The organism is Arthrobacter sp. MMS24-S77, from assembly GCF_054888235.1.
In genome coordinates this window covers 2,593,989-2,615,748 of the sequence record NZ_JBTZRN010000001.1, presented here as the reverse complement: position 1 = coordinate 2,615,748, position 21,760 = coordinate 2,593,989, and the positions used below count along the sequence as shown (strand labels likewise).

The following is a 21,760-nucleotide window of genomic DNA, read 5'->3' as shown; positions in this document are numbered from 1 at the left end:
GTAGACACATGACATCTCACACCCTCAACGAACTGATCGCTGAAGGTGTCCGCGGGCGGTACATTCTCGTCAGAAGTGACCTGAATGTGCCGCTCGACGGCTCTACAGTGACCGACGACGGCCGCATCAAGGCTTCCCTCCCGGTCATCGAAAAGCTCTCGGACGCCGGTGCCCGCGTGCTCGTAACGGCCCACCTAGGACGCCCCAAGGGTGCTCCTGAGGCCAAGTACTCGCTCAAGCCCGCCGTAGCGCGGCTTGCGGAGCTCGCGCCATTCAAGGTCCAGCTCGCGGAAGACACCGTTGGTGAGTCCGCCAAAGAGTTGGCCGGGTCCCTCGAGGACGGAGACGTCCTGGTTCTCGAGAACGTCCGCTTCGACGCCCGCGAAACCAGCAAGGACGACGCCGAGCGCGGCGCCTTCGCCGATGATCTCGTGGCGCTGACCGGCGACAACGGTGCGTTCGTGGATGACGCCTTTGGCGCTGTTCACCGCAAGCACGCAAGCGTGTACGACGTCGCCACCCGGCTTCCTTCCTACCAGGGGGACCTCGTGCACACCGAGGTCGAAGTACTGCGCAAGCTCACCACGGATACACAGCGCCCGTACGTTGTGGTTCTCGGTGGCTCCAAGGTTTCGGACAAGCTCGCCGTGATCGACAACCTCCTGGGCAAGGCGGACACCATCCTGGTCGGTGGCGGGATGCTCTTCACCTTCCTGGCAGCGGCGGGCCACAAAGTCGCAGGCAGCCTGCTTGAAACAGACCAGATCCCCGTGGTCCAGGACTACCTCAAACGCGCTTCCGACGCGGGTACCGCGTTCGTCGTCCCCACCGACGTCGTTGTCGCGAGCCGCTTCGCCGCGGATGCCGAGCACGAAGTGGTCGCTGCCGACGCAATCGAGGACAGCGCATTCGGTGCCGCTGGCATTGGCCTGGACATCGGGCCGGTATCCGCGGCGGCTTTCGCCGAGCAGATCAAGGCCGCCAAGACCGTGTTCTGGAACGGGCCCATGGGCGTCTTCGAATTCGAGGCTTTCTCGGACGGCACCCGTGCCATCGCCCAGGCTTTGACTGAGACGCCCGCATTCACCGTGGTCGGCGGCGGCGACTCCGCCGCAGCTGTCCGGACCCTCGGCTTTGAGGACTCCCAGTTCGGCCACATTTCCACCGGCGGCGGCGCCAGCCTGGAATACCTTGAAGGCAAGGAACTTCCTGGCCTGAGCGTGCTGGACCGCTAAGGCCACACAGCCGGCGGGGTGCCCTTCTGAGAAGGCAAGCGCCCCGCCGGCTTCCCTATCTCAACGCATTTTTGGAGCACACGTGACAACTTCTGCCAACGGAAACTTCGTCCGCAAGCCTTTCATTGCCGGCAACTGGAAGATGAACATGGACCACGTCCAGGGCATCACCCTGCTGCAGAAGCTGGCATGGACCCTGTCCGACGCCAAGCACGACTACAGCCGCGTCGAGGTTGCCGTTTTCCCGCCGTTCACGGACCTCCGCGGTGTGCAGACCCTCGTCCAGGGCGATGAACTGGACGTTGTTTATGGCGGCCAGGACCTCTCGCAATTCGACTCCGGAGCGTACACCGGCGATATCTCCGGCCAGTTCCTCAACAAGCTGGGTTGCGCATACGTCCTGGTGGGCCACAGTGAACGCCGCACCATCCACAACGAGGGTGACCAGGTCCTCAACGCGAAGGTCAAAGCTGCTTTCCGCCACGAGGTAACGCCGGTCCTGTGCGTCGGCGAAGGCCTTGAGATCCGCCAGGCCGGCACCCACGTCGAGCACACGCTTGCCCAGTTGCGTGCCGGCGTCGAAGGGCTCTCAGCCGAGCAAACAGGTGAGCTGGTTGTCGCTTACGAACCGGTCTGGGCCATCGGCACGGGCGAAGTCGCTGGTCCGGAAGACGCGCAGGAGATGTGCGCCGCGATCCGTGCCGAGCTGGCCTCCTTGTTCGATGATTCCGTCGCTGCCAAGACCCGCCTCCTGTACGGTGGCTCGGTGAAGGCCAGCAATGCAGCAGCGATCATGGCCGGCTCCGACGTCGACGGCTTGCTGGTCGGTGGAGCGAGCCTTGACCCCGCTGAGTTTGCTAACATTGTCAGGTTCGAGAGCCACCTCAGCGCGGCCTAGTCCGTTTCAAGGTTCCGCTCCCGTTTTCCGTTCTTCTGAAAGGCCGTCGTGGACGTTCTTCAAGTCATTCTGCAGATCCTGCTGGGCATCACCAGTCTTCTGCTGACGCTGCTTATCCTCCTGCACAAGGGACGTGGCGGTGGTTTGTCCGATATGTTTGGCGGTGGCATGAGTTCGGGATTGAGCTCTTCGGGTGTCGCAGAACGAAACCTCAACCGTTTCACCATCGTCTTGGGCTGCACTTGGGGTGTCGTGATCATCGGCCTTGGCCTCATCATGCGCTTCACTTCCGGCGGAGATTCCTAGCGTCTCCCGGTTTGACTTCCGGGTGGAGCAAACTGCCCGGAAGCAACCCTGCCGTCGTCGCGATCCTCGCACTAGACTAGGCTCCATGGCCTTCACCGCCATGCAGCCGAACTCTCAAGGGGATCGACGATGGTTCATGGTTCTTCAGGATTCCGAGGCACACGAGCCGGCGTAACCGCTGGATCGGCCCCGAGAAACCAACCCGACTCCATAGTTGGCGAAAGCTTGCCGCGTATTCGTGTTCCCTATTGGTGCGCCAAGGGACACGAGACGCGGCTTGTTTTCATTAAGCTCCCGGAAGATCAAATTCCGGTTCGGTGGGACTGCCCGAAGTGTGGCCTGGTTGCCGTCCGCGAACAAGGCGAGGCGACGATGGAGCGGGCGGACGAAGAAATCTTCAAGAGCCACCTGGATTACGTTAAAGAAAGACGCTCCAGCCAAGAAGCGGAAATCGTCCTGGCTGGAGCGCTCAAGAGGCTACGCGCCCGCAGGATCCTTCCGGATGAGTTGCTGGGGGACACGTGAGGCTGCATTTTCGTCGATGAGCCATAGGGTCCTCGACCGGCCAATCGGGCCGGAGGCGGGAACCTGGACCGGGTTGGCCCCGGCGAGGGCCAGGCCCACGGCCCCGGCCTTGTCCTCGCCTGCCACGACCATCCAGATCTCCTGGGCGGAATTGATGGCGGGCAGGGTCAGTGAAATCCTCGACGGCGGCGGCTTGGGGGAGTTCTCGACCCCCACCACCGTGCGGTCCTGGACGCGGATACCCGCCTGCTCAGGGAAGAGCGAGGCAACGTGCGCATCCGGGCCCACGCCCAGCAGCAGGATGTCGAAACGCGGCAGCTCGCCAGCCTGCTCCGGTCGGTGGTCCGAAGTATCTGCGGCGTGCTCTGCCTCCGCTGCCGCCTTGAGCCGGGCTGCGTAGTCGGCTGCGGCGTCGTCAGCCGTGGCGAACTCGTCCGATGAGCCCGGCTCGTGCACGCGGTCCGGATCCACCGGAAGGCTGGAGAGCAGCGCCTCACGGGCTTGTACGGTGTTGCGGTCCGTGCTGTCTTTGCCAACGAATCGTTCGTCACCCCACCAGAAGTTCACCCGGGACCAGTCGACGGCAGGCGCCGCGGGTGAGTCGGCAACCGCTTTCAGGGTGCCGATGCCCACGGTTCCGCCGGTGAGGACCACCGTGGCTTCGCCGTGCTTGTCCTGCACGTCCACCAGCTTGGTGATAAGCCTTGCTGCGATCGCGGCCATGAGGACGGCGGAGTTGGGATGGATGCTTACTCTGGGGTCAGCGCTCACTGGGACGGTCACTCCTTGCTATTGGTTCGGGGCAGTCCCATAGTAATCACTTCTCCGAAGACATCGTCCGGATCAAGGCGGCGCAGTTCTTCGGCGAGGCAGTCCCGCAGGCTGCGGCGCGGCAGTGATATCCGCTGGGCGGGCTGGCCCGGCTGGGTCAGTTCCGCGATGGTGAGGCCGGGACGGACCAGCTGGACGTCGCCGGTGGCGCGGCTCAGCCGTACCCTGCGGATGCCGGTTCCTGCCGGGTCGGCGACAATCTGGACCGGAGCGTCGAGGAACAAGGTGAGCCACGCGGCCAGCAGCAGGGTGCTGGGCGAGTCCGAAGCGCCCTCGACGGCGATGGCCGTGACGGGGGACTCGTCTACCTGGTCCAGGGCTGCCGCGAGTTGCAGGCGCCAGTTGGTCAGGCGTGTCCAGGCGAGGTCCGTGTCGCCTGCCCGGTACGTTTTCCGGATCCGGGCCAGTGCCGCCGCGGGATCGGGCTCGTTGGCGGAGTCCGTGATGCGGCGGTGCGAGATGCGGCCGATGGAGGTCTCGCAGGCGTTGTCCGGCGCTCCGTGCGGCCACCACGCCACGATCGGTGCGTCCGGCAGCAGCAGTGCCGCGACCAAGGATTCGTTCTCCTTGGCGAGCTCACCGTAGCCGCGCAGCACGATCACCTCGGATGCTCCGGCGTCACCGCCCACGCGGATCTGGGCGTCGAGGCGGTTCGGGGCTTCGCTGCCGGCGTCGGCGAGCACGATGATGCGGCACGGGTGTTCGCGGCTGGCCTCGTTGGCTGCCTCAATGGCTTCTTCTTCGAGACCCGACTTGGTGACCACCACGAGCGTCAGGACGCGTCCGAGGGCGATCACACCTCCCTGCTCGCGCAGGGAGGTGATCTTCTTGGAGATCTTGGAGGTGGTGGTGTCGGGAAGATCTACGATCATGGCCTTCTCCAGGTTCGTCCGTCGCGGGCAAGCAGCTCGTCGGCCGAGGCCGGACCCCAGCTGCCGGGAGCATAGGGCTCGGGCTGTTCGTCGAGTCCGGCCCAGTATTCTTCGAAGGGATCCAGGATCTTCCAGGATTCCTCGACTTCCTGGTGCCTGGGGAAGAGCGGCGGTTCGCCCAGCAGGACGTCCAGGATGAGGCGTTCGTAGGCCTCCGGGCTGGACTCGGTGAACGAGTGCCCATATCCGAAGTCCATGGTGACGTCGCGGACTTCCATCTGCGTGCCGGGAACCTTGGATCCGAAGCGGATGGTGGCGCCCTCGTCAGGCTGCACCCGGATGACCACGGCGTTCTGGCCGAAGTCGTCCTCGCCGTGACCGCGGAAGAGCAGGTTGGGCGCCCGTTTGAACACCACGGCGATTTCCGTGACGCGGCGTCCAAGACGCTTTCCGGCCCGGAGGTAGAACGGCACGCCGCTCCAACGCCGGGTGTGGATGTCCAGACGGATGGCCGCATAGGTCTCCGTCTTCGAATCGGCGGGAATGCCTTCTTCTTCGAGGTAGCCCTGCACGAGCTCGCCGCCCTGCCAACCGCCTGCGAACTGGCCGCGGGCTGAGTGGGTGGACAAATCGTCGGGCAGCTTGACCGCTGCCAGGACCTTTTCCTTCTCCGCACGCAGGTCGTCGGCGTTGAAGGAGATGGGCTCCTCCATGGCCGTCAGGGCCAGCAACTGCAGGAGGTGGTTCTGGATGACATCGCGAGCCGCTCCGACGCCGTCGTAGTATCCCGCGCGGCCGCCGGTGCCGATGTCCTCGGCCATGGTGATCTGGACGTGGTCAACGTAGTTGGCGTTCCAGAGGGGTTCGAACAACTGGTTGGCGAAGCGCAGGGCCAGGATGTTCTGGACCGTTTCCTTGCCGAGGTAGTGGTCGATGCGGAAGACCGCGTCCTGTGGGAAGACGGACTCCACGATGTCGTTGAGCTTGCGTGCGGACTCGAGGTCGTGGCCGAAGGGCTTCTCGATGACCACGCGCCGCCATTGGCCATCGCCGGCCTGCGCCAGCCCGTGCTTGGACAGCTGGCGGCAGACCTGCTCGAAGGCCTTGGGCGGAATGGACAGGTAGAAACCGTGATTGCCGCGCGTGCCGCGGGTCTCATCGAGCTCATCGAGCGTGGCGCCGAGGCGCTTGAACGCCTGGTCGTCGTCGAACTCACCCTGGACGAAGCGGATGCCCTCGGACAATTGGTTCCAGACGGCGTCGTCGAACGGGGTGCGGGAGTGCGCCTTGACGTTCTCCTTGACCTCGCTGGCGAAGTCCTCGTTGCTCCAGTCCCGGCGACCGAAGCCGACGAGCGCGAAGCTCGGCGGCAACAGCCCCCGGTTGGCGAGGTCGTAGACCGCCGGCATGAGTTTTTTGCGGGCGAGGTCACCGGTGACTCCGAAGAACACCAGCGACGAAGGCCCTGCGATGCGGTTCAGGCGCCGGTCCCGAGGATCCCGGAGGGGATTGCGGTGGCTTGCCTTTCCGGTGGACCGGTAACCGTTTTCAGTTTCTGGCATGTTTGGGTTTGTGCCTTAGCTTTCGAGCGCGCTGGCCTGGCCGGCCAGTGCGGCGACGATTTCCTGGAGCTGGGCGACTCCAGCTCCACGATCCGTGAGGTGCAGCCGCAGGACCGGACGGCCGTGGTTCTCCAGAACCTGGGCATCGCCGGCCGCCTGGGCTGCAATCAGCTGACCGAAAGTGAACGGGCGTTCCGGAATGGCGATGTCGCCGGTCGCGGAAGCCGTAATCTGCAGGAATGAACCGATGGCCGGTCCGCCCTTGTGGAACTGTCCGGTGGAGTGCAGGAAACGCGGTCCCCAGCCAAAAGTGACGGGCCGGCCGCTGGCACCCGCGAGTTCGTCACGGATGCCTTCCAGCTGTGCGAACGCGATCCGGTCGAAGTACGCCTGGACGCTCAAGTAACCATCCGTGCCGAGTCCAGCGAGGAGGGCCTTGACGGCGTCGGCGGCAGTTGCCGCGTCGCCGAGCCACGCACCTCCACGGACCTCGATGGAGCCGTCCACGAAGTTCGCGGGCGTCGGCTCAGGACGTGCGTCCAGAAGGCCGCGCGCGGCAATCTTGGCTGCCTCGACGTCGGGCTGGTCAAAGGGGTTGATGCCCAACAGGCGCCCTGCGACGGCGGTGGCAAACTCCCAGACGAACATCTGGGTGGCCAGGCCACCGGCGATCGCGGCTTCGTTTTCCCCGAGTTCGACGTCAGAGTCCGCGCCGACGAGGCGGATCACCAGGACGTCTTCAGCGCTGCCGCTGACCTCGGGTGCCGACGGACTTGCGACAACCGGCAAAACGCCGGTGCCGAGCTTCCCTGTGGACTCCGCGATGAGCTGCTCGGCCCAATCGGCGAAACCCACAATGCCGGAACCATCTTCGACGATGACGATCTTGTTGCGCAGCGGGGTGGTTCCGCCGAGTGCAACACCAAGCCTCAGCCCGATGTTTTCGGGGGAGTCCTCGTTGAGGATTTCCGCCGCTTCCTCGGCCTCGTCCAGGAATGCCTGGATATCGACCCCCGCGAGGCCACTGGGGACCAAGCCGAAAGCCGTCAGGGCCGAGAAGCGGCCGCCGACGTTCGGGTCGGCATTGAAGACGGCGCGGTAGCCCGCTTCGCGGGAGGCTTTGTCCAGCGGAGAACCGGGATCGGTCACGATGATGATGCGGCTCTTGGCATCGATGCCGGCGTCGGTGAAGGCCTGCTCGAACACCCGTCGCTGCGAGTCGGTCTCCACAGTGGAACCCGACTTGGAAGAGACCACGATGGCGGTCTCGGCGAGGCGGTCCGCGAGGGCTGCACCAACCTGTTCAGGGTCAGTGCTGTCCAGCACGGTCAGCTCGACGCCAGCGGTGCCGGCAATGACCTCGGGGGCGAGCGAGGAGCCGCCCATGCCACACAGGACAATGCGGGAGACGCCTTCGGCCTTGAGGGCATCCCGGAGTTCCAGGATTCCTTCGACCAAAGGCTGGGAAACGGTTGCCGCCTCCACCCATCCGAGACGGATGGCGGATTCGGACTCTGCCTCGGGGCCCCACAAGGTGTGGTCCTTCGCGAAAATCCTGGTGGCAATCCGGTCTTCAACAAGTGCCGGGATGTGCTGTTCGATGGCCTGCTGCGCAGCACCGCTGGCGTCGTAGCTGAGAGTGCTCATGTGGGTTAGGAAGCCTTCCGTGCAGAGGCGAGGGCGCCTTCGACGTCGGCCAGAAGTTCCTTCCAGCTGGCCACGAACTTGTCCAGGCCCTCGGATTCGAGGATCGCGACGACGTCGTTGTAGGAGATGCCCAGGCCCTCAAGTGCGTTGAGGACGTTGTTTGCTTCCTCGTAGGTGCCGGAGACGGTGTCGCCGGTGACCACTCCGTGGTCGAACGTGGCGTCGAGGGTCTTTTCCGGCATGGTGTTCACGACGCCCGCTGCGACCAGTTCGGTCACGTACAGGGTGTCGGGGTAGGACGGGTCCTTGACGCCGGTCGAAGCCCACAGCGGACGCTGGGGAAGCGCGCCGGCCTCGGCCAGGACTGCCCAGCGCTCGGTGGAGAACAGCTCTTCGTAGACCTGGTAGGCGAGGCGGGCGTTCGCGACGCCGGCCTTGCCCTTGAGGGCCTTGGCTTCCTCGGTGCCCAGGGCATTGAGGCGCTTGTCGATCTCGGTGTCCACGCGGGAAACGAAGAAGGATGCCACGGAGTGGATCGTGGAGAGGTCGTGACCGTTTTCCTTGGCGAGCTCAAGGCCGGACTGGAAGGCGTTGATGACGGCGCGGTAGCGCTCGAGGGAGAAGATCAGGGTCACGTTGACGCTGATGCCCTCGGCCAGGGTTGCCGTGATGGCGGCGAGGCCTTCAAGGGTTGCCGGGATCTTGATGTGGACGTTGTCCTTGTTGACCTTCTTGTAGAGGTGCTTGGCCTCTGCGATGGTGCCTTCGGTGTCCCAGGCAAGGCGGGGGTCCACCTCGATGGAGACGCGGCCGTCCACGCCCTTGCTCGCTGCGGCGATCGGCGCGAAGAGATCGCAAGCGTCGGCGACGTCGCGGGTGGTGATCTCGAAGACGGTCTCTTCGACAGTGGCGCCCTTCGCGGCCTCTTCGGCGATCACGGCGTCGTAGTCGCTGCCGGAAGTGATGGCGGCGTGGAAGATGGACGGGTTGGTGGTCACGCCAACCACGTTCTTCTCTTCGATGAGCTTCTGCAGGCTGCCGCTGGACAGGCGTTCACGGGAAAGGTCATCAAGCCAGATGGACACGCCGGCGTCGGAAAGCTGCTGGGTGGGAGTCGTAGTCATTTCTTTTTCTCCTTGGAAATCTATTCGTTGCAGTCGAATTCGTCTCAGGCGCGTTTTCAGCTACCGAGACCGTCAAGGGAGTCCTTGGCGGCGGCGGCGACTGCTTCTGCCGTGATGCCGAACTCCTTGAAGAGGCGCTTGTAGTCTGCGGATGCGCCGAAGTGCTCGAGGCTGATGGAACGGCCGGCGTCGCCGACGAATTCCTTCCAGCCCAGTGCCAGGCCGGCCTCAACCGAAACACGGGCCTTGACGGCGGCCGGAAGCACGGACTCGCGGTACGCGGCGTCCTGCTTGTTGAACCACTCGACGCACGGCATGGAGACAACGCGGGTGGCGATGCCTTCGGCCTGGAGCGCTTCGCGGGCGTTCACGGCGAGCTGGACCTCGGAACCGGTGCCGATCAGGATGACTTCGGCCGGGATCGTGGTGCCGTCCTTCGAAGCCTCTGCCAGGACGTAGCCGCCCTTCGCAACGCCTGCGGTGGAGCCGAAGGTGTCGCCCTCGGCAACGCCCTCGCCACGTGCGTAGGTCGGGATGTTCTGGCGGGTCAGAACGATGCCGGCAGGGTTCTCGTGGTTCTCGAGCATGGTCTTCCATGCTGCGGCCACCTCGTTGGCATCGCCCGGACGGACAACATCCAGGCCGGGGATGGCGCGCAGGGTAGACAGCTGTTCCACCGGCTGGTGGGTGGGGCCGTCTTCGCCCAGGCCGATGGAATCGTGGGTCCATACGTACAGCGACGGAACACCCATGAGGGCGCCAAGGCGGATTGCGGGGCGCTGGTAGTCACTGAAGATCAGGAACGTACCGGAGAACGCCCGGGTCCGGCCGTGCAGCGAGATGCCGTTCACGATCGATGCCGCGGCGTGCTCACGGATACCGAAGTGCAGCACCCGGCCGTACGGGTTGCCCTTCCACGCGCCGGTGGAGCGCGAGGCCGGGATGAACGACGGCGAACCCTCAATGGTGGTGTTGTTGGACTCGGCGAGGTCGGCCGAGCCGCCCCACAGTTCCGGAAGGACCGGACCGATCGCGTTCAGGACCTTGCCGGAAGCGGCGCGGGTGGAGACGTCCTTGCCTGCTTCGAACACCGGCAGTGCGGCGTCGAGCTCGACAGGAAGCTTCTTGGCTTCGATGCGCTCCAGCAGTGCCGCGTTGTCGGGGTTGGCGGCCTGCCATGCCTCGAAGGATGCCTGCCATTCGCTGCGGGCGGCTGCGCCGCGTTCGACGACGGCGCGGGCGTGTGCCAGGACGTCCTCGTCAACCTGGAAGGAACGCTCGGGGTCGAAGCCCAGGACTTCCTTCAGTGCTGCGACTTCCTCGGCGCCGAGGGCGGAACCGTGGATCTTGCCGGTGTTCTGCTTCTTGGGGGCCGGGTAGCCGATGATGGTGCGCAGCGAGATGATGGACGGCTTGGTGGTTTCGGCCTTGGCGGCGAGCAGGGCGCCGTAGAGCTCCTGGACGTCTTCGACGTATTCGCCGGTCTTGGTCCAGTCCACGCGCTGGGTGTGCCAGCCGTAGGCTTCGTAGCGCTTGAGCACGTCTTCGGTGAAGGCGATGTCGGTGTCGTCTTCGATGGAGATGTGGTTTTCGTCGTAGATGACCACGAGGTTGCCCAGTTCCTGGTGGCCGGCCAGGGAGGAAGCCTCCGAGGTCACGCCTTCCTGGAGGTCGCCGTCGGAGGCGATGACCCAGATGGTGTGGTCGAACGGGCTGGTGCCCGCAGCTGCGTCGGCGTCGAACAGGCCGCGCTGGCGGCGCTGCGAGTATGCGAAGCCCACCGAGGAGGCCAGGCCCTGGCCGAGCGGGCCGGTGGTGATCTCGACGCCGGCGGTGTGCTTGTATTCCGGGTGGCCGGGGGTCAGCGATCCCCAGGTGCGGAGGGCCTCGAGGTCCTTCAGCTCCAGGCCGTAGCCGGAAAGGAACAGCTGGATGTACAGGGTCAGGGACGTGTGGCCGGGGGACAGGATGAAGCGGTCGCGGCCGATCCAGTCAGGGTTCTTCGGGTCGTGGCGCATCAGCTTCTGGAAGAGAAGGTATGCGGCGGGTGCAAGGCTCATGGCCGTGCCGGGGTGACCGTTGCCGACCTTCTCGACGGCGTCAGCGGCCAAAACGCGGACGGTGTCCACGGCGCGCTGGTCCAGGCTGGTCCAAGTCAGTTCTTGCTCTTCCAAATGTGGCACGTAAACCGAGCCCCTCTCTGTGCTGACGGCGGGTGTTGGGACATGGCAAGCCTCGGGCACAGGATGGCGCCCGCTGCGAAGTGTCTACCAGCCGTTCACCATTGAAACGTTGATCTATCATCCAGACATGCAAATCTGAGAATACGCTTTCTCGGAAACCTGCGTGAGCTGATCTGCAGACAGCTTAGCCCGGTTCCGGGCCCCAAATGGTGGGAATCTCAAAAAATGGACGCAAATTCCGTTTTATGAATCACCGCGACGTCAAAGTGCCGGTGAACTTTCGGAAACATGGGAAAGTTCGCCGGTGCCGTGGCGTCGGACAGGCCACGGTATGATATCTGGAGGCCGAAGCGAGGTGCCGCCGCCGCGAGAAACCTGCCTTGACAACACCAGCAAAGAACAGAGTGACTGCCAACGTGAGCACAACAGATACGCCCCTCAATGCTTCCCCGGCTGCGGGGAAGCGCGGAATGTCCCGTAAGTTCAAGGCGTATCTGGCACTGACCAAACCCCGTGTGATCGAGTTGCTGCTGGTCAGCACCCTGCCCACCATGATCTTCGCCGAGCGCGGCTTTCCCTCCATCGGGTTGATCCTGGCCACGTTGGTCGGTGGCGCCTTCGCGGCCGGCAGCGCGGGGGTGTTCAACTGTTACATCGACCGTGACATCGACAAGTTGATGCACCGCACGGAAAAGCGGCCCCTTGTGACGGGCGAAGTCACTCCTCGCGAAGCGCTTGTCTTCGCTTGGATCCTTGGCGCCGCCTCGATCGCCATCCTGTGGTTCGGGGCCAACCCGCTTTCGGCATGGCTTGGCCTCGGTGCGATTGTTTTCTACGTTGTCATCTACACGATGATCCTCAAGCGCCGCACGGCCCAGAACATCGTGTGGGGCGGCGCTGCAGGGTGCTTCCCGGTGCTTATCGCGTGGGCCGCGGTGACAAACACGGTCCAATGGCCCGCCGTCGTGCTCTTCATGGTGATCTTCCTCTGGACTCCGCCGCACTACTGGCCGCTCTCGATGCGCTACGGCGAGGACTACCGGAACGCCAACGTCCCCATGCTGGGCGCCATCGCCGGTGCCAAGGTGGTTTCCGTGCAGGTGGTTCTCTACGCGTGGGCCATGGTTGCCTGCTCGCTGCTCATGGTGCCGGTGGGTGGGGCGGGCTGGGTTTACACGATTGCCGCCGTCCTCGCAGGCGCCTGGTTCCTGTATGAATCCCACGCCCTTTACAACCGGGCCCAGGGCGGCGACGTGTCGAACAAGGGAGCCATGAAGGTCTTCCACGGCTCCATCAGCTACCTGACCCTGCTCTTCATCGCCCTCGCCGTGGACCCGTTCATCGGTTCCCCGATCATCGGCGGCTAGCAGCGCCGTCGCCGAAGCCGCCGGCCGTCGTCGAAGGATGCCCGCTCACGTATGGCGCCCTTTTCCCAAACGCTCGCTCACCTATTGCGGTAAAACAGAAGACCCTCCTTCACGTCACAAGATGTGAAGGAGGGTCTTTCGCTTTGGCTAAGGCGCGAGGCGAGCAACCGCTCGGCGGTCAGAGCTTGGGGCTGAACCGCGCCACATCCGCCGCGTTGGTGGCGGCACTCATGAGGAGGGCGGCGCCCAACATGTGCGCTCCGACGAGAAGGGCGGGAATGCCGTTGTAGTACTGCGTGAAGCCGATGATTGCCTGAAGAATGGTCACGCCGAGCAGCAGGAACGTCGCCGTGCGGAACGGGCCGATGAGTCCCTTGCGCAACACGAAGTAGACCGCGAACAGGGCTCCCGCCGTGATCAGGTACGCAGGGACGGCGTGGATGTGCGAGAAGAGGTCCCAGTCGAGATCGTTGCGGGGGGCGTTGGCGTCGCCGGCGTGGGGGCCGGCGCCAGTCACCACGACGCCCAGGCACACGGCGACAGCGGAGAAGAATGCGACGGCGGTCATGACGGGGCTCACTGCGCCGGGAATAGCGGCCAGCGGGCGGGTCATGAAGCCGCCGGTCCGGCCGTAGGCGCGGTTGACCAGGAGCGTGGAGAAGACGACGAGGGCCATCGAAACGAGGAAGTGCAGTCCGACAACCCAGGGGTTCAGATTGGACAGCACAGTGATGCCACCAATGATGGCCTGTGCAGGAATGCTCGCGAGCAGGCCAAGAGCCAGGAGGAAAAGGTCCCGACGCTCCTTGCGGAGATTCCACAAGTACACCAGCATCAGGACGGCGACGGCGGCCAAGGCGAACGTCAGCATCCGGTTACCGAATTCGATAAAGCCGTGGATGCCCATTTCCGGAGTATTGACGAGGGAACTGCTGGTGCAGCGCGGCCATGTCGGGCAGCCTAGACCCGATGAAGTCAGCCGGACAGCGCCGCCGGTAACCACGAGGACCGTCTGGCCGATCAGTGACAGCATTGCCAGCCTGCGGATGGTCCTGTTGACTTCGGTGGGCAGTCTTGCTGCCAATTGCTGGATGGACTTCGGGAGGCGGGAAGCCGTGCTCACAGATTTCTCAATTCTCGGATCTCATTTCAGGCTGAGGGTTCGGTTCCGGAACGCCTAGTTCCACTTGAACCAGCGGACCGCGGCCGCCCCGGGGACAACCGTCCACAACAGCAGCACAAGCACGTAAGGCCAGGAAATATTGCCATGCAGGAAAGCGTCCCGGAGCGATTGTCCCAAGGCGCCGGACGGCAGGAAATGCACGATGTTCTGTGCGAGGACCGGCAGGCGTTCGGCGGGAACCACGATTCCCCCGAGTGCGCCAAGTAGGATCCAGAGCAAGTTCGTAATGGCAAGCGTTGCCTCCGGCCGCACCGTGCCGGCAACCAGGAGCCCGAGCGCAGTGAAGGCTGCAGCGCCGAGAACCAAAAGGCCCAGGCCCGGAAGCCAGCCTTCGGGACGCGGATGCCAGCCCAGCAACGCGGCCACGGCGCCGATCACCAGGACCTGGAGGACCAGGACGGCCAAGACGGCGATGATCTTGCCCGCAATGAGGCCGGTCCGGCCCAGGGGAGTGGTCGAGAGGAAGCGGAGCACACCGTAGCGACGGTCGAAGCCGGTGGCGATGCCTTGGCCGGTGAACGCCGTGGACATGGCGCACAGAGCGAGGACGCCCGGGGTCGCGATGTCCACGCGGTTGGCACCCAAGCCATCGAGCAGGGGTGTAACCGTTAGTCCCACCAAGGCCAACAAAGGCATGATCACCGCGAGGATCAGCTGTTCGCCGTTCCGGATCATGGTCAAGGTTTCGTAGCGGCCTTGGAGCAGGATCCTGCGGAGCAAGGGGGCGGGTCCGGCGTGCGGCGTGCCGAGCACAGGCGATGCGCTGGTCATCGGATGTCCCTTCCGGAAATGTCCAGGAAAACGTCTTCCAAACTGCGTGCCTCCAAGCGAAGGGAAGCCGGCATGATGCCCTTCTCTGCCCACCAGGCCGTAAGTTTCGCCAGGTGTTGCGGCGTCAGGGTTCCGGCGATCGCGTAACTGCCTGCCCGGCTTTCCGTGATGGTCAGCTCGTCACCGATAGCCGCGGCAATGTCGAGGCCCGCTGGAGCATCAAAGAAAAGGGTGCGTTCGGTCACCCCGTCCATGGCTTCGTGACCGTGGCTCAGCAAGTCGGCAACGGTGCCCTCTGCAACATTGCGTCCGGCGTCGATGATGTACACGTAGTCCGCAAGCCTCTGGGCGTCGTCCATGAGGTGTGTGGTGAGGATGATGCCCATGCCCGCATCCCGCAGTTCGGCGATGAGTTCAAAGACGATTTGGCGGGACTGGGGATCCAGGCCTGCGCTGGGCTCGTCGAGGAACAGGACTTCGGGATTGCCGATCAGGGCGGCTGCAAGTGAAAGCCGTTGCTTCTGCCCTCCGGACAAGCGGCGGACGCCTGTGCGGCTGAAAGTGTCGATTCCCAGCCGTTCTATCAGGCCGTCCAAGGGAAGGGGGCTTTGATACATGCCGGCAATGTGCCGGAGCAAGGGAATGGGGCGGGCCGACGGCGGCAAGCCCCCGTCCTGCAGCATCACGCCGACACGCGAACGAAGGTTCGCTCCGGCTGTGTCCGGGTCCTCGCCAAGCAGTTCGATGCGGCCGCCGGTACGCTTTTGGAGTCCTTGGGCGCATTCGAGGGTGGTTGTTTTTCCTGCGCCATTGGCGCCCAACAAGGCGGTGATCTGGCCGCGTTCTGCGAACATAGACAGGCCGCTGACTACCCGGAGCATCTTGCCGTCAAGGGAAGCCAGCGGGCCGACGTCCTTGATGAGTCCATCGATGGTGAGGACAGGGGATTCGGGGGATCGCACCAAAGTATTCTACGTGAAGTAGTAGGGGTGCCGCGGGCGGGGTACCGCAGGCCAGCCTTGCCTTACTGGATGCACGGACTAAATTACGACATGATTGTGTTGTGTATTCCATGAGGAGTTCTGTTTCTGTGCCCGCAACGCGACACAGCGCAGCCATGCCCATGCCCGGCGGCACCGCCGTTGGCGTGGCTGATGCGGAAGACCGCACCCGGGACCGTGTTCTCAACGCCGTGTTGGAGCATGGCCCTGTCAGTGCGGCCGAACTCGGCGACATGCTGGGTTTCACCCCTGCGGCGGTCCGCCGGCACCTGGACCACCTTCAGCGCTCCGGGGTCATCGAGGTGAAACGCGTCGCGAAGGCAGGGGCCGGGGCGGGCCGTCCCGCCCGTCGCTATGTCCTCAGCTCCCAGGGCCAGTCGAAGCTCGGAGATGACTACCTCAATATCGCCAGTTCCGCGCTGCGTCGCCTGCGGGACCTTGCGGGCGAACAAGCCGTCAGGGACTATGCAGTAGAGCGATTTGCCGAGATGGAGGAGCGCTACGCACCCGAAGTCGACCGGGCAGGCTCCGATATCGCTGCTCGTGCGGTGGCATTGTCCGAGGCACTGAGCCGGGACGGCTACGTTGCATCGGCTGCCTCGGTTGAGACCAAGGTACCCTTGCCGGCTTCCCTCTCCAGCGTCCAGTTGTGCCAGGGACACTGCCCTATCCAGCAACTCGCAGCAGAATTTCCCGTTTTTTGCGACACGGAGACCGAACTGTTTTCCCGTTTGGTCGGCGTCGATGTCCGCAGGCTCTCCACCCTCGCGCAGGGCGGACACGTCTGCACAACCCACATTCCTACCGGCAGGCCAGCCGCTAGGGAGGCCCTCGGGTTTCCCAAGCTGCGGGCCACGCCCCATGTCGAATCCAACAATCAGTAAGAAAGGCCGTGATGACGGGTCAATTAGCTGAAGGAACAGCAGAGAAAGCGCTAGCTGACGGTGCTGTGATCTCGGAGATTCTGGAGAAGAATCCCGAGCTGCACGGTATTGGCAACTACGAGTACGGATGGGCTGACAAGAACGACGTCGGCGCAAACGCCCGCCGTGGTCTCAACGAAGAGGTAGTTCGCGACATTTCGGCCAAGAAGAGTGAGCCGCAGTGGATGCTGGACCTCCGCTTGAAGGGCTTGAAGTACTTCGACCGCAAGCCCATGCCCACGTGGGGTGCAGACCTTTCGGGCATCGACTTCGACAACATCAAGTACTTCGTGCGCTCCACGGAGAAGCAGGCTGCCACGTGGGAAGACCTCCCCGAGGACATCCGCAACACCTACGAGAAGCTGGGCATCCCGGAAGCTGAGCGCAGCCGCCTCGTGTCCGGCGTGGCCGCGCAGTACGAGTCCGAGGTGGTGTACCACCAGATCCGTGAGGACCTGGAGAAGCAGGGTGTCATCTTCCTGGACACCGATACTGCGCTTCGCGAGCACCCGGAGATCTTCCAGGAGTACTTCGGCACCATCATTCCCGTGGGCGACAACAAGTTCGCTTCGCTGAACACGGCTGTGTGGTCCGGCGGTTCCTTCGTGTACGTCCCCAAGGGCGTCCACGTGGACATCCCGCTGCAGGCCTACTTCCGCATCAACACGGAGAACATGGGCCAGTTCGAGCGCACCCTGATCATTGCGGACGAGGACTCCTACGTCCACTACATCGAAGGCTGCACCGCTCCGATCTACACTTCGGACTCCTTGCATTCCGCCGTGGTGGAAATCATCGTGAAGAAGGGCGCCCGCGTCCGTTACACGACCATCCAGAACTGGTCCACCAACGTGTACAACCTGGTCACCAAGCGCGCTATCTGCGAAGAAGGCGCCACCATGGAGTGGATCGATGGCAACATCGGCTCCAAGGTGACCATGAAGTACCCGGCTGTCTACCTGGTCGGCGAGCACGCCAAGGGTGAGACCCTGTCCATCGCCTTCGCGGGCGAGGGCCAGCACCAGGACACCGGCTCCAAGATGGTCCACATCGCGCCGAACACTAAGAGCTCCATCATCTCCAAGTCCGTGGCCCGAGGCGGCGGTCGTGCAGCATACCGCGGCCTGGTCCAGGTCCGCGAAGGCGCCAAGCACTCCGCCAACACCGTGCGTTGCGACGCCTTGTTGGTTGACACGATTTCCCGTTCCGATACCTATCCCTACATCGACATCCGCGAGGATGACGTGGTGATGGGTCACGAGGCCACCGTTTCCCGAGTCAGTGAGGAGCAACTCTTCTATCTGATGTCCCGCGGTATGCCCGAGGACGAGGCCATGGCCATGATCGTGCGCGGCTTCATTGAGCCGATTGCCCGTGAGTTGCCTATGGAATACGCCCTTGAACTCAACCGCCTGATTGAACTGCAGATGGAAGGATCCGTCGGTTAGCAATGACTGAAATCACTACTGAAAAGGCGCGCATCGGCGCGCCGTCGGCACAGCCATTTATCGACGGCTTCACCGAAGAAGGCGAGAACCTCTCGCCCGTCAACACGGGAACCAATACCTCCACCACATCGGAACAGGCGCCGTCGGCCGGTCCGCTTGCCGGAGCCTCCGCCAAGAGCCACTCCCACGGTGGCGGCGTCGGTGTCCCGGACAGCTCGCGTGCAGGTCGGCTGACCTCGTACAAGCTGGCTGACTTCAAGCCCCTCACCGGCCTGGAAGAAGACTGGCGCTTCACCCCGCTCAAGCGGCTTCGCGGCCTTCACACCGAGGTCCTCTCGGGTTCGGCACCGTCTGTGGCTGTTACGGCACCGGACGGCGTCGTCGTCGAAACCGTAGGCCGGGAAGACCGCCGCATCGGCTTGGCGGCCATCCCGGAGGACCGCGTGTCCGCCAACGCCTGGGAGAACTTCACCGAGGCCACCGTCATCACGGTACCCGCCGAGCTCCAGCTCGACGGCGAAGTGTCCGTCCTGCTGACCGGCACCTCCACTGAAGCTTCCGCCCAGCACATTGTGATCGTGGCAGAGCGCTTCTCCAAGGCCCGGATCGTCCTGGACCACCAGGGCAGCGCGATCGTTTCGGAAAACGTCGAAATCCTGGTGGAAGACGGTGCCGACCTGACCGTTATCTCGCTCCAGGAATGGAACGACGACGCCGTCCACGCTTCTTCGCAGCAGGCCAAGCTGGGCCGTGATGCCAAGTTCAAGCACATCGTGGTCAGCCTCGGTGGCGACCTCGTGCGCTTGACTCCGTCCACCCGCTTCACTGGGCCGGGCGCGGAAGCCGAGATGTTCGGCCTGTACTTCGCCGACGCCGGCCAGCACCTCGAGCAGCGCTTGTTTGTTGACCACGCCGTGGCCAACTGCAAGTCCAATGTCCTGTACAAGGGCGCGCTCCAGGGCCGCAACGCACACACTGTGTGGGTTGGCGACGTCCTGATCCGCAAGGAAGCTGAAGGCACCGACACCTATGAGGCAAACCGCAACCTGGTCCTCACAGACGGTGCACGCGCGGACTCCGTGCCGAACCTCGAAATTGAAACCGGGCTGATCGAGGGGGCCGGCCACGCCAGCGCCACCGGACGCTTCGATGACGAACACTTGTTCTACCTCATGGCACGCGGCATCCCGGAAGACGTCGCCCGCCGTTTGGTGGTGCGCGGCTTCCTCAACGAGATCATCCAGCAGATCAAGGTACCGGCCCTCGAAGAGCGCCTCACCGAAGCTGTTGAGCGTGAGCTCGCCGCGAGCGACAACTAACAGAAGCCAAGCAGGGAAAACAGACTATGAGCGATCAGCCACAAGGCGAACTGGTATGCAACGCCAACGAGATCCAGGTCAAGCAAGCGCTGCGCATCCTGATCGATGACTACCCCGTAGCCATCGTCAAGGACTCGATGGGCGAGATCCACGCCATCGGCGACACCTGCTCGCATGCCGACATTTCGCTCGCCGAGGGTGAAATCGAAGGCTGCGCAATCGAATGCTGGGGCCACGGTTCCCAGTTCGATCTCCGCACCGGACAGCCCTTGCAGCTCCCTGCCTATGACCCCGTCCCGGTCTTCGCCGTCACCCTCGACGGTGACGACGTCTACGTGGACGTGACCAACGTTGTGAACGGCGCTTCAGTACAGAACTACTGAGCGCCAAGAGCCTAAAGACTTACGAAAGAAAGAAGAGCATGTCTACTCTTGAGATCAAGGACCTGCACGTCAGCATCGAGACGGAGCAGGGCACCAAGGAGATCCTGAAGGGCGTCAGCCTGACCATCAAGACCGGCGAGACCCACGCAATCATGGGCCCCAACGGTTCGGGCAAGTCCACCCTGGCGTCCACCATTGCCGGCCACCCGCGCTACAACGTCACGAGCGGCAGCATCACGCTCGACGGCGAAGACGTCCTGGCCATGAGCGTCGACCAGCGTGCCCGTGCAGGCGTCTTCCTGGCCATGCAGTACCCCGTAGAGGTTCCGGGCGTCACCATGACCAACTTCCTGCGCACCGCCAAGACGGCAATCGACGGCGAAGCACCGGCCCTCCGTACCTGGACCAAGGACGTCAAGGCGGCCATGCAGCAGCTGCGCATCGATGCCGACTTCGCGCAGCGCAACGTCAACGAAGGCTTCTCCGGAGGCGAAAAGAAGCGCGTGGAGATCCTCCAGCTCGAACTCTTCAAGCCGAAGTTCGCCGTGCTTGACGAGACCGACTCCGGCCTGGACGTCGACGCGCTCAAGGTCGTGTCCGAGGGCGTCAACCGCGCCCACGCCACGGGCAACATGGGTACCTTGCTCATCACCCACTACACCCGCATCCTGCGCTACATCAAGCCGGACTTCGTCCACGTGTTTGTTGATGGCCAGGTTGTTGAAGAGGGCGGCCCCGAATTGGCCGACCGTCTCGAAGAAGAAGGCTACGACCGTTACGCCACGGGCGCCGGCGCAGCCACCATTGCTGCTGCCGCAGCAGCACAGGCCTAGTTAGGACTCCCGCCATGACCGAAATCAACGCGGCTCGCACCAGCCTCGAGGACGTCGAGGAGGCGCTCAAGGATGTCATTGACCCGGAACTCGGTGTCAACGTGGTGGACCTTGGGCTGCTCTACGGTCTGAAGTACTCGGAGGAGGACGGCGCGCTGCTCATCGACATGACGTTGACGACGGCAGCTTGTCCGCTGACGGATGTCCTTGAAGAGCAAGTCGGCCAATCCCTCGACGGCATCGTGGACGACTGGCGCCTCAACTGGGTATGGATGCCGCCATGGGGTCCCGAGCGGATCACCGACGACGGCAAGGACCAGATGCGGGCCCTCGGCTTCAACATCTAGTCCCCACCGCTTCCCTAGAGTACGACGGCGGCCGGTCACCTTCCCGCGAAGGTGGCCGGCCGCCGTCGTACTCCTGTCCAGTGCGCTTAAGGCTGGGCCACGCCGAAAGTATCGCACTTGTTGATGTCGCCGGTGTTGTAACCCTGCGAGAACCACTTTTGCCGCTGGGCGCTTGAACCGTGGGTCCAGGACTCCGGGGAAACCCTCCCGGTGGCCGCCTTCTGGATGCGGTCATCGCCCACGGACGAGGCAGCGGACAGGGCATCCTGGATATCCTGCTTCGTGAGCGGATCGAGGAAGGGCCGCCCGGTTTTGGGGTCCTTGGTGGTGCTGGCGTATTTGACCCACAGGCCCGCGTAGCAGTCGGCCTGGAGCTCCACGCGCACGCCACCGGATTTCGGACCTTGAGGATCCTCTTGGGCCTTGTCCAGATTCCCCAGGATGTTCTGGATGTGATGGCCGAACTCATGGGCAACCACATACTCCTGCGCGAGCGGACCGCCGGAGGAGCCAAAGCGGTCCACAAGCTCCTGGAAGAATCCGGGATCGAAGTAGGCCGTGGTGTCTGCGGGGCAGTAGAACGGACCAACCTCGGTGGAGGCCGGACCGCAACCGGTGCTCGTGGCACCGCTGAAGATCACGGTTTTTGGCTGCGGGTACTTCACCTTGTAGTCGGCCAGATAGGCGGGCCAAAAGGCATTGAGGCTGTTGACGGTACCTGTAATCCGGCAGTCGAGCCGTTTGTCGGCGTCCGCGCCCGTCCGGCATTCCTGCGTGCCACCCGAAGACTGGCTCACGGCGGGCGGCTGCTGCTGGCCTGTGAGGCCCTCGAGCAAGCTCGGGTTGATGCCGAACAAGACCGCGAGGAGGACAACGATCCCGCCTCCGATGCCGCCGCCGATCTTCGTTCCCCGCCCCATGCCGCCGCCGCGCCGGTCTTGTACTTGGCTGGGGTCCAGTTCCGCCCCGTCATTGAAACTCATAGTCCCAACAATAGGCGTC

Annotated in this window: 21 protein-coding genes; 11 read left to right on the top strand and 10 right to left on the bottom strand. The window is 63.9% G+C overall.

Going from position 1 to position 21,760, the window contains the following annotated elements; all coding sequences use genetic code 11:
• Positions 1–8: 8 nt before the first annotated feature.
• From ACX5I4_RS11960 to ACX5I4_RS11945, 4 genes are all read left to right on the top strand, one after another.
• Positions 9–1,235, top strand: coding sequence for a phosphoglycerate kinase (locus ACX5I4_RS11960; RefSeq protein ID WP_461836854.1), 1,227 nt, complete (start codon positions 9–11; stop codon positions 1,233–1,235).
• Positions 1,236–1,317: 82 nt separating this feature from the next.
• The gene (gene tpiA / locus ACX5I4_RS11955; RefSeq protein WP_461836853.1) at positions 1,318–2,133 is read left to right on the top strand and encodes a triose-phosphate isomerase; all 816 of its coding nucleotides are present in this window, start codon (positions 1,318–1,320) and stop codon (positions 2,131–2,133) included.
• Between the two features lie 48 nt (positions 2,134–2,181).
• Positions 2,182–2,439, top strand: coding sequence for a preprotein translocase subunit SecG (gene secG, locus ACX5I4_RS11950; protein WP_074589634.1), 258 nt, complete (start codon positions 2,182–2,184; stop codon positions 2,437–2,439).
• 129 nt (positions 2,440–2,568) lie between these two features.
• Positions 2,569–2,964, top strand: coding sequence for an RNA polymerase-binding protein RbpA (locus tag ACX5I4_RS11945; RefSeq protein ID WP_461836852.1), 396 nt, complete (start codon positions 2,569–2,571; stop codon positions 2,962–2,964).
• Here ACX5I4_RS11945 and pgl read toward each other — a convergent pair.
• The 6 genes from pgl to tkt are packed head-to-tail and all read right to left on the bottom strand — an operon-like array spanning position 2,917 to position 11,174.
• Entirely contained in the window at positions 2,917–3,735 is an 819-nt protein-coding gene (gene pgl, locus ACX5I4_RS11940; protein WP_461836851.1) for a 6-phosphogluconolactonase, read from the bottom strand. The genes ACX5I4_RS11945 and pgl overlap by 48 nt on opposite strands.
• Before the next feature lie 8 nt (positions 3,736–3,743).
• Positions 3,744–4,667, bottom strand: a complete 924-nt coding sequence (locus ACX5I4_RS11935) for a glucose-6-phosphate dehydrogenase assembly protein OpcA (protein ID WP_461836850.1) — start codon at positions 4,665–4,667, stop codon at positions 3,744–3,746.
• Positions 4,664–6,229: a glucose-6-phosphate dehydrogenase gene (zwf, locus tag ACX5I4_RS11930; RefSeq protein ID WP_461836849.1), complete on the bottom strand. Its 1,566-nt coding sequence runs from the start codon at positions 6,227–6,229 to the stop codon at positions 4,664–4,666. The genes ACX5I4_RS11935 and zwf overlap by 4 nt, the downstream gene beginning before the upstream one ends.
• Before the next feature lie 15 nt (positions 6,230–6,244).
• The gene (locus ACX5I4_RS11925) at positions 6,245–7,876 is read right to left on the bottom strand and encodes a glucose-6-phosphate isomerase (RefSeq protein WP_461836848.1); all 1,632 of its coding nucleotides are present in this window, start codon (positions 7,874–7,876) and stop codon (positions 6,245–6,247) included.
• 5 nt (positions 7,877–7,881) lie between these two features.
• Positions 7,882–9,000 (bottom strand): transaldolase, encoded by a 1,119-nt coding sequence (tal, locus tag ACX5I4_RS11920; RefSeq protein ID WP_461836847.1) that lies wholly within the window; start codon positions 8,998–9,000, stop codon positions 7,882–7,884.
• 56 nt (positions 9,001–9,056) lie between these two features.
• Positions 9,057–11,174, bottom strand: coding sequence for a transketolase (gene tkt / locus ACX5I4_RS11915; RefSeq protein WP_461838706.1), 2,118 nt, complete (start codon positions 11,172–11,174; stop codon positions 9,057–9,059).
• 413 nt (positions 11,175–11,587) lie between these two features.
• Here tkt and ACX5I4_RS11910 point away from each other — a divergent pair, with 413 nt between their 5' ends.
• Positions 11,588–12,550 carry a heme o synthase gene (locus ACX5I4_RS11910; RefSeq protein WP_461836846.1) on the top strand — a complete coding sequence of 321 codons (963 nt, stop codon included), beginning with the start codon at positions 11,588–11,590 and terminating at the stop codon, positions 12,548–12,550.
• 178 nt (positions 12,551–12,728) lie between these two features.
• Here ACX5I4_RS11910 and ACX5I4_RS11905 read toward each other — a convergent pair whose 3' ends face one another.
• From ACX5I4_RS11905 to ACX5I4_RS11895, 3 genes are read right to left on the bottom strand one after another with little or no spacing between them, the layout of a single operon-like run.
• A complete protein-coding gene (locus ACX5I4_RS11905) occupies positions 12,729–13,673 on the bottom strand; it encodes a COX15/CtaA family protein (RefSeq protein ID WP_461836845.1) in 945 nt (314 codons plus the stop codon).
• Between the two features lie 54 nt (positions 13,674–13,727).
• Positions 13,728–14,504 (bottom strand): ABC transporter permease, encoded by a 777-nt coding sequence (locus ACX5I4_RS11900; RefSeq protein ID WP_461836844.1) that lies wholly within the window; start codon positions 14,502–14,504, stop codon positions 13,728–13,730.
• Positions 14,501–15,466, bottom strand: a complete 966-nt coding sequence (locus ACX5I4_RS11895) for an ABC transporter ATP-binding protein (RefSeq protein WP_461836843.1) — start codon at positions 15,464–15,466, stop codon at positions 14,501–14,503. Before ACX5I4_RS11895 ends, ACX5I4_RS11900 begins: the two co-directional genes overlap by 4 nt.
• Before the next feature lie 110 nt (positions 15,467–15,576).
• Between ACX5I4_RS11895 and ACX5I4_RS11890 the strand changes: the two genes are divergently transcribed.
• The 6 genes from ACX5I4_RS11890 to ACX5I4_RS11865 are packed head-to-tail and all read left to right on the top strand — an operon-like array spanning position 15,577 to position 20,758.
• On the top strand, positions 15,577–16,389 hold the full coding sequence (locus ACX5I4_RS11890; RefSeq protein ID WP_461836842.1) for a helix-turn-helix transcriptional regulator: 813 nt from the start codon (positions 15,577–15,579) through the stop codon (positions 16,387–16,389).
• A gap of 11 nt (positions 16,390–16,400) precedes the next feature.
• Positions 16,401–17,876 carry a Fe-S cluster assembly protein SufB gene (sufB, locus tag ACX5I4_RS11885; protein WP_269998473.1) on the top strand — a complete coding sequence of 492 codons (1,476 nt, stop codon included), beginning with the start codon at positions 16,401–16,403 and terminating at the stop codon, positions 17,874–17,876.
• 2 nt (positions 17,877–17,878) lie between these two features.
• On the top strand, positions 17,879–19,195 hold the full coding sequence (gene sufD / locus ACX5I4_RS11880; RefSeq protein WP_461836841.1) for a Fe-S cluster assembly protein SufD: 1,317 nt from the start codon (positions 17,879–17,881) through the stop codon (positions 19,193–19,195).
• Between the two features lie 26 nt (positions 19,196–19,221).
• The gene (locus ACX5I4_RS11875; RefSeq protein WP_059389267.1) at positions 19,222–19,578 is read left to right on the top strand and encodes a non-heme iron oxygenase ferredoxin subunit; all 357 of its coding nucleotides are present in this window, start codon (positions 19,222–19,224) and stop codon (positions 19,576–19,578) included.
• A gap of 38 nt (positions 19,579–19,616) precedes the next feature.
• The gene (sufC, locus tag ACX5I4_RS11870) at positions 19,617–20,411 is read left to right on the top strand and encodes a Fe-S cluster assembly ATPase SufC (RefSeq protein WP_461836840.1); all 795 of its coding nucleotides are present in this window, start codon (positions 19,617–19,619) and stop codon (positions 20,409–20,411) included.
• A 14-nt stretch (positions 20,412–20,425) separates the two neighbouring features.
• Positions 20,426–20,758, top strand: coding sequence for a metal-sulfur cluster assembly factor (locus ACX5I4_RS11865; RefSeq protein ID WP_059389266.1), 333 nt, complete (start codon positions 20,426–20,428; stop codon positions 20,756–20,758).
• Between the two features lie 86 nt (positions 20,759–20,844).
• On the opposite strand, the gene ypfJ is transcribed toward ACX5I4_RS11865, so the two are convergent.
• Complete coding sequence (ypfJ, locus tag ACX5I4_RS11860) at positions 20,845–21,741, bottom strand: KPN_02809 family neutral zinc metallopeptidase (protein WP_461836839.1); 897 nt, start codon at positions 21,739–21,741, stop codon at positions 20,845–20,847.
• Positions 21,742–21,760 lie beyond the last annotated feature (19 nt).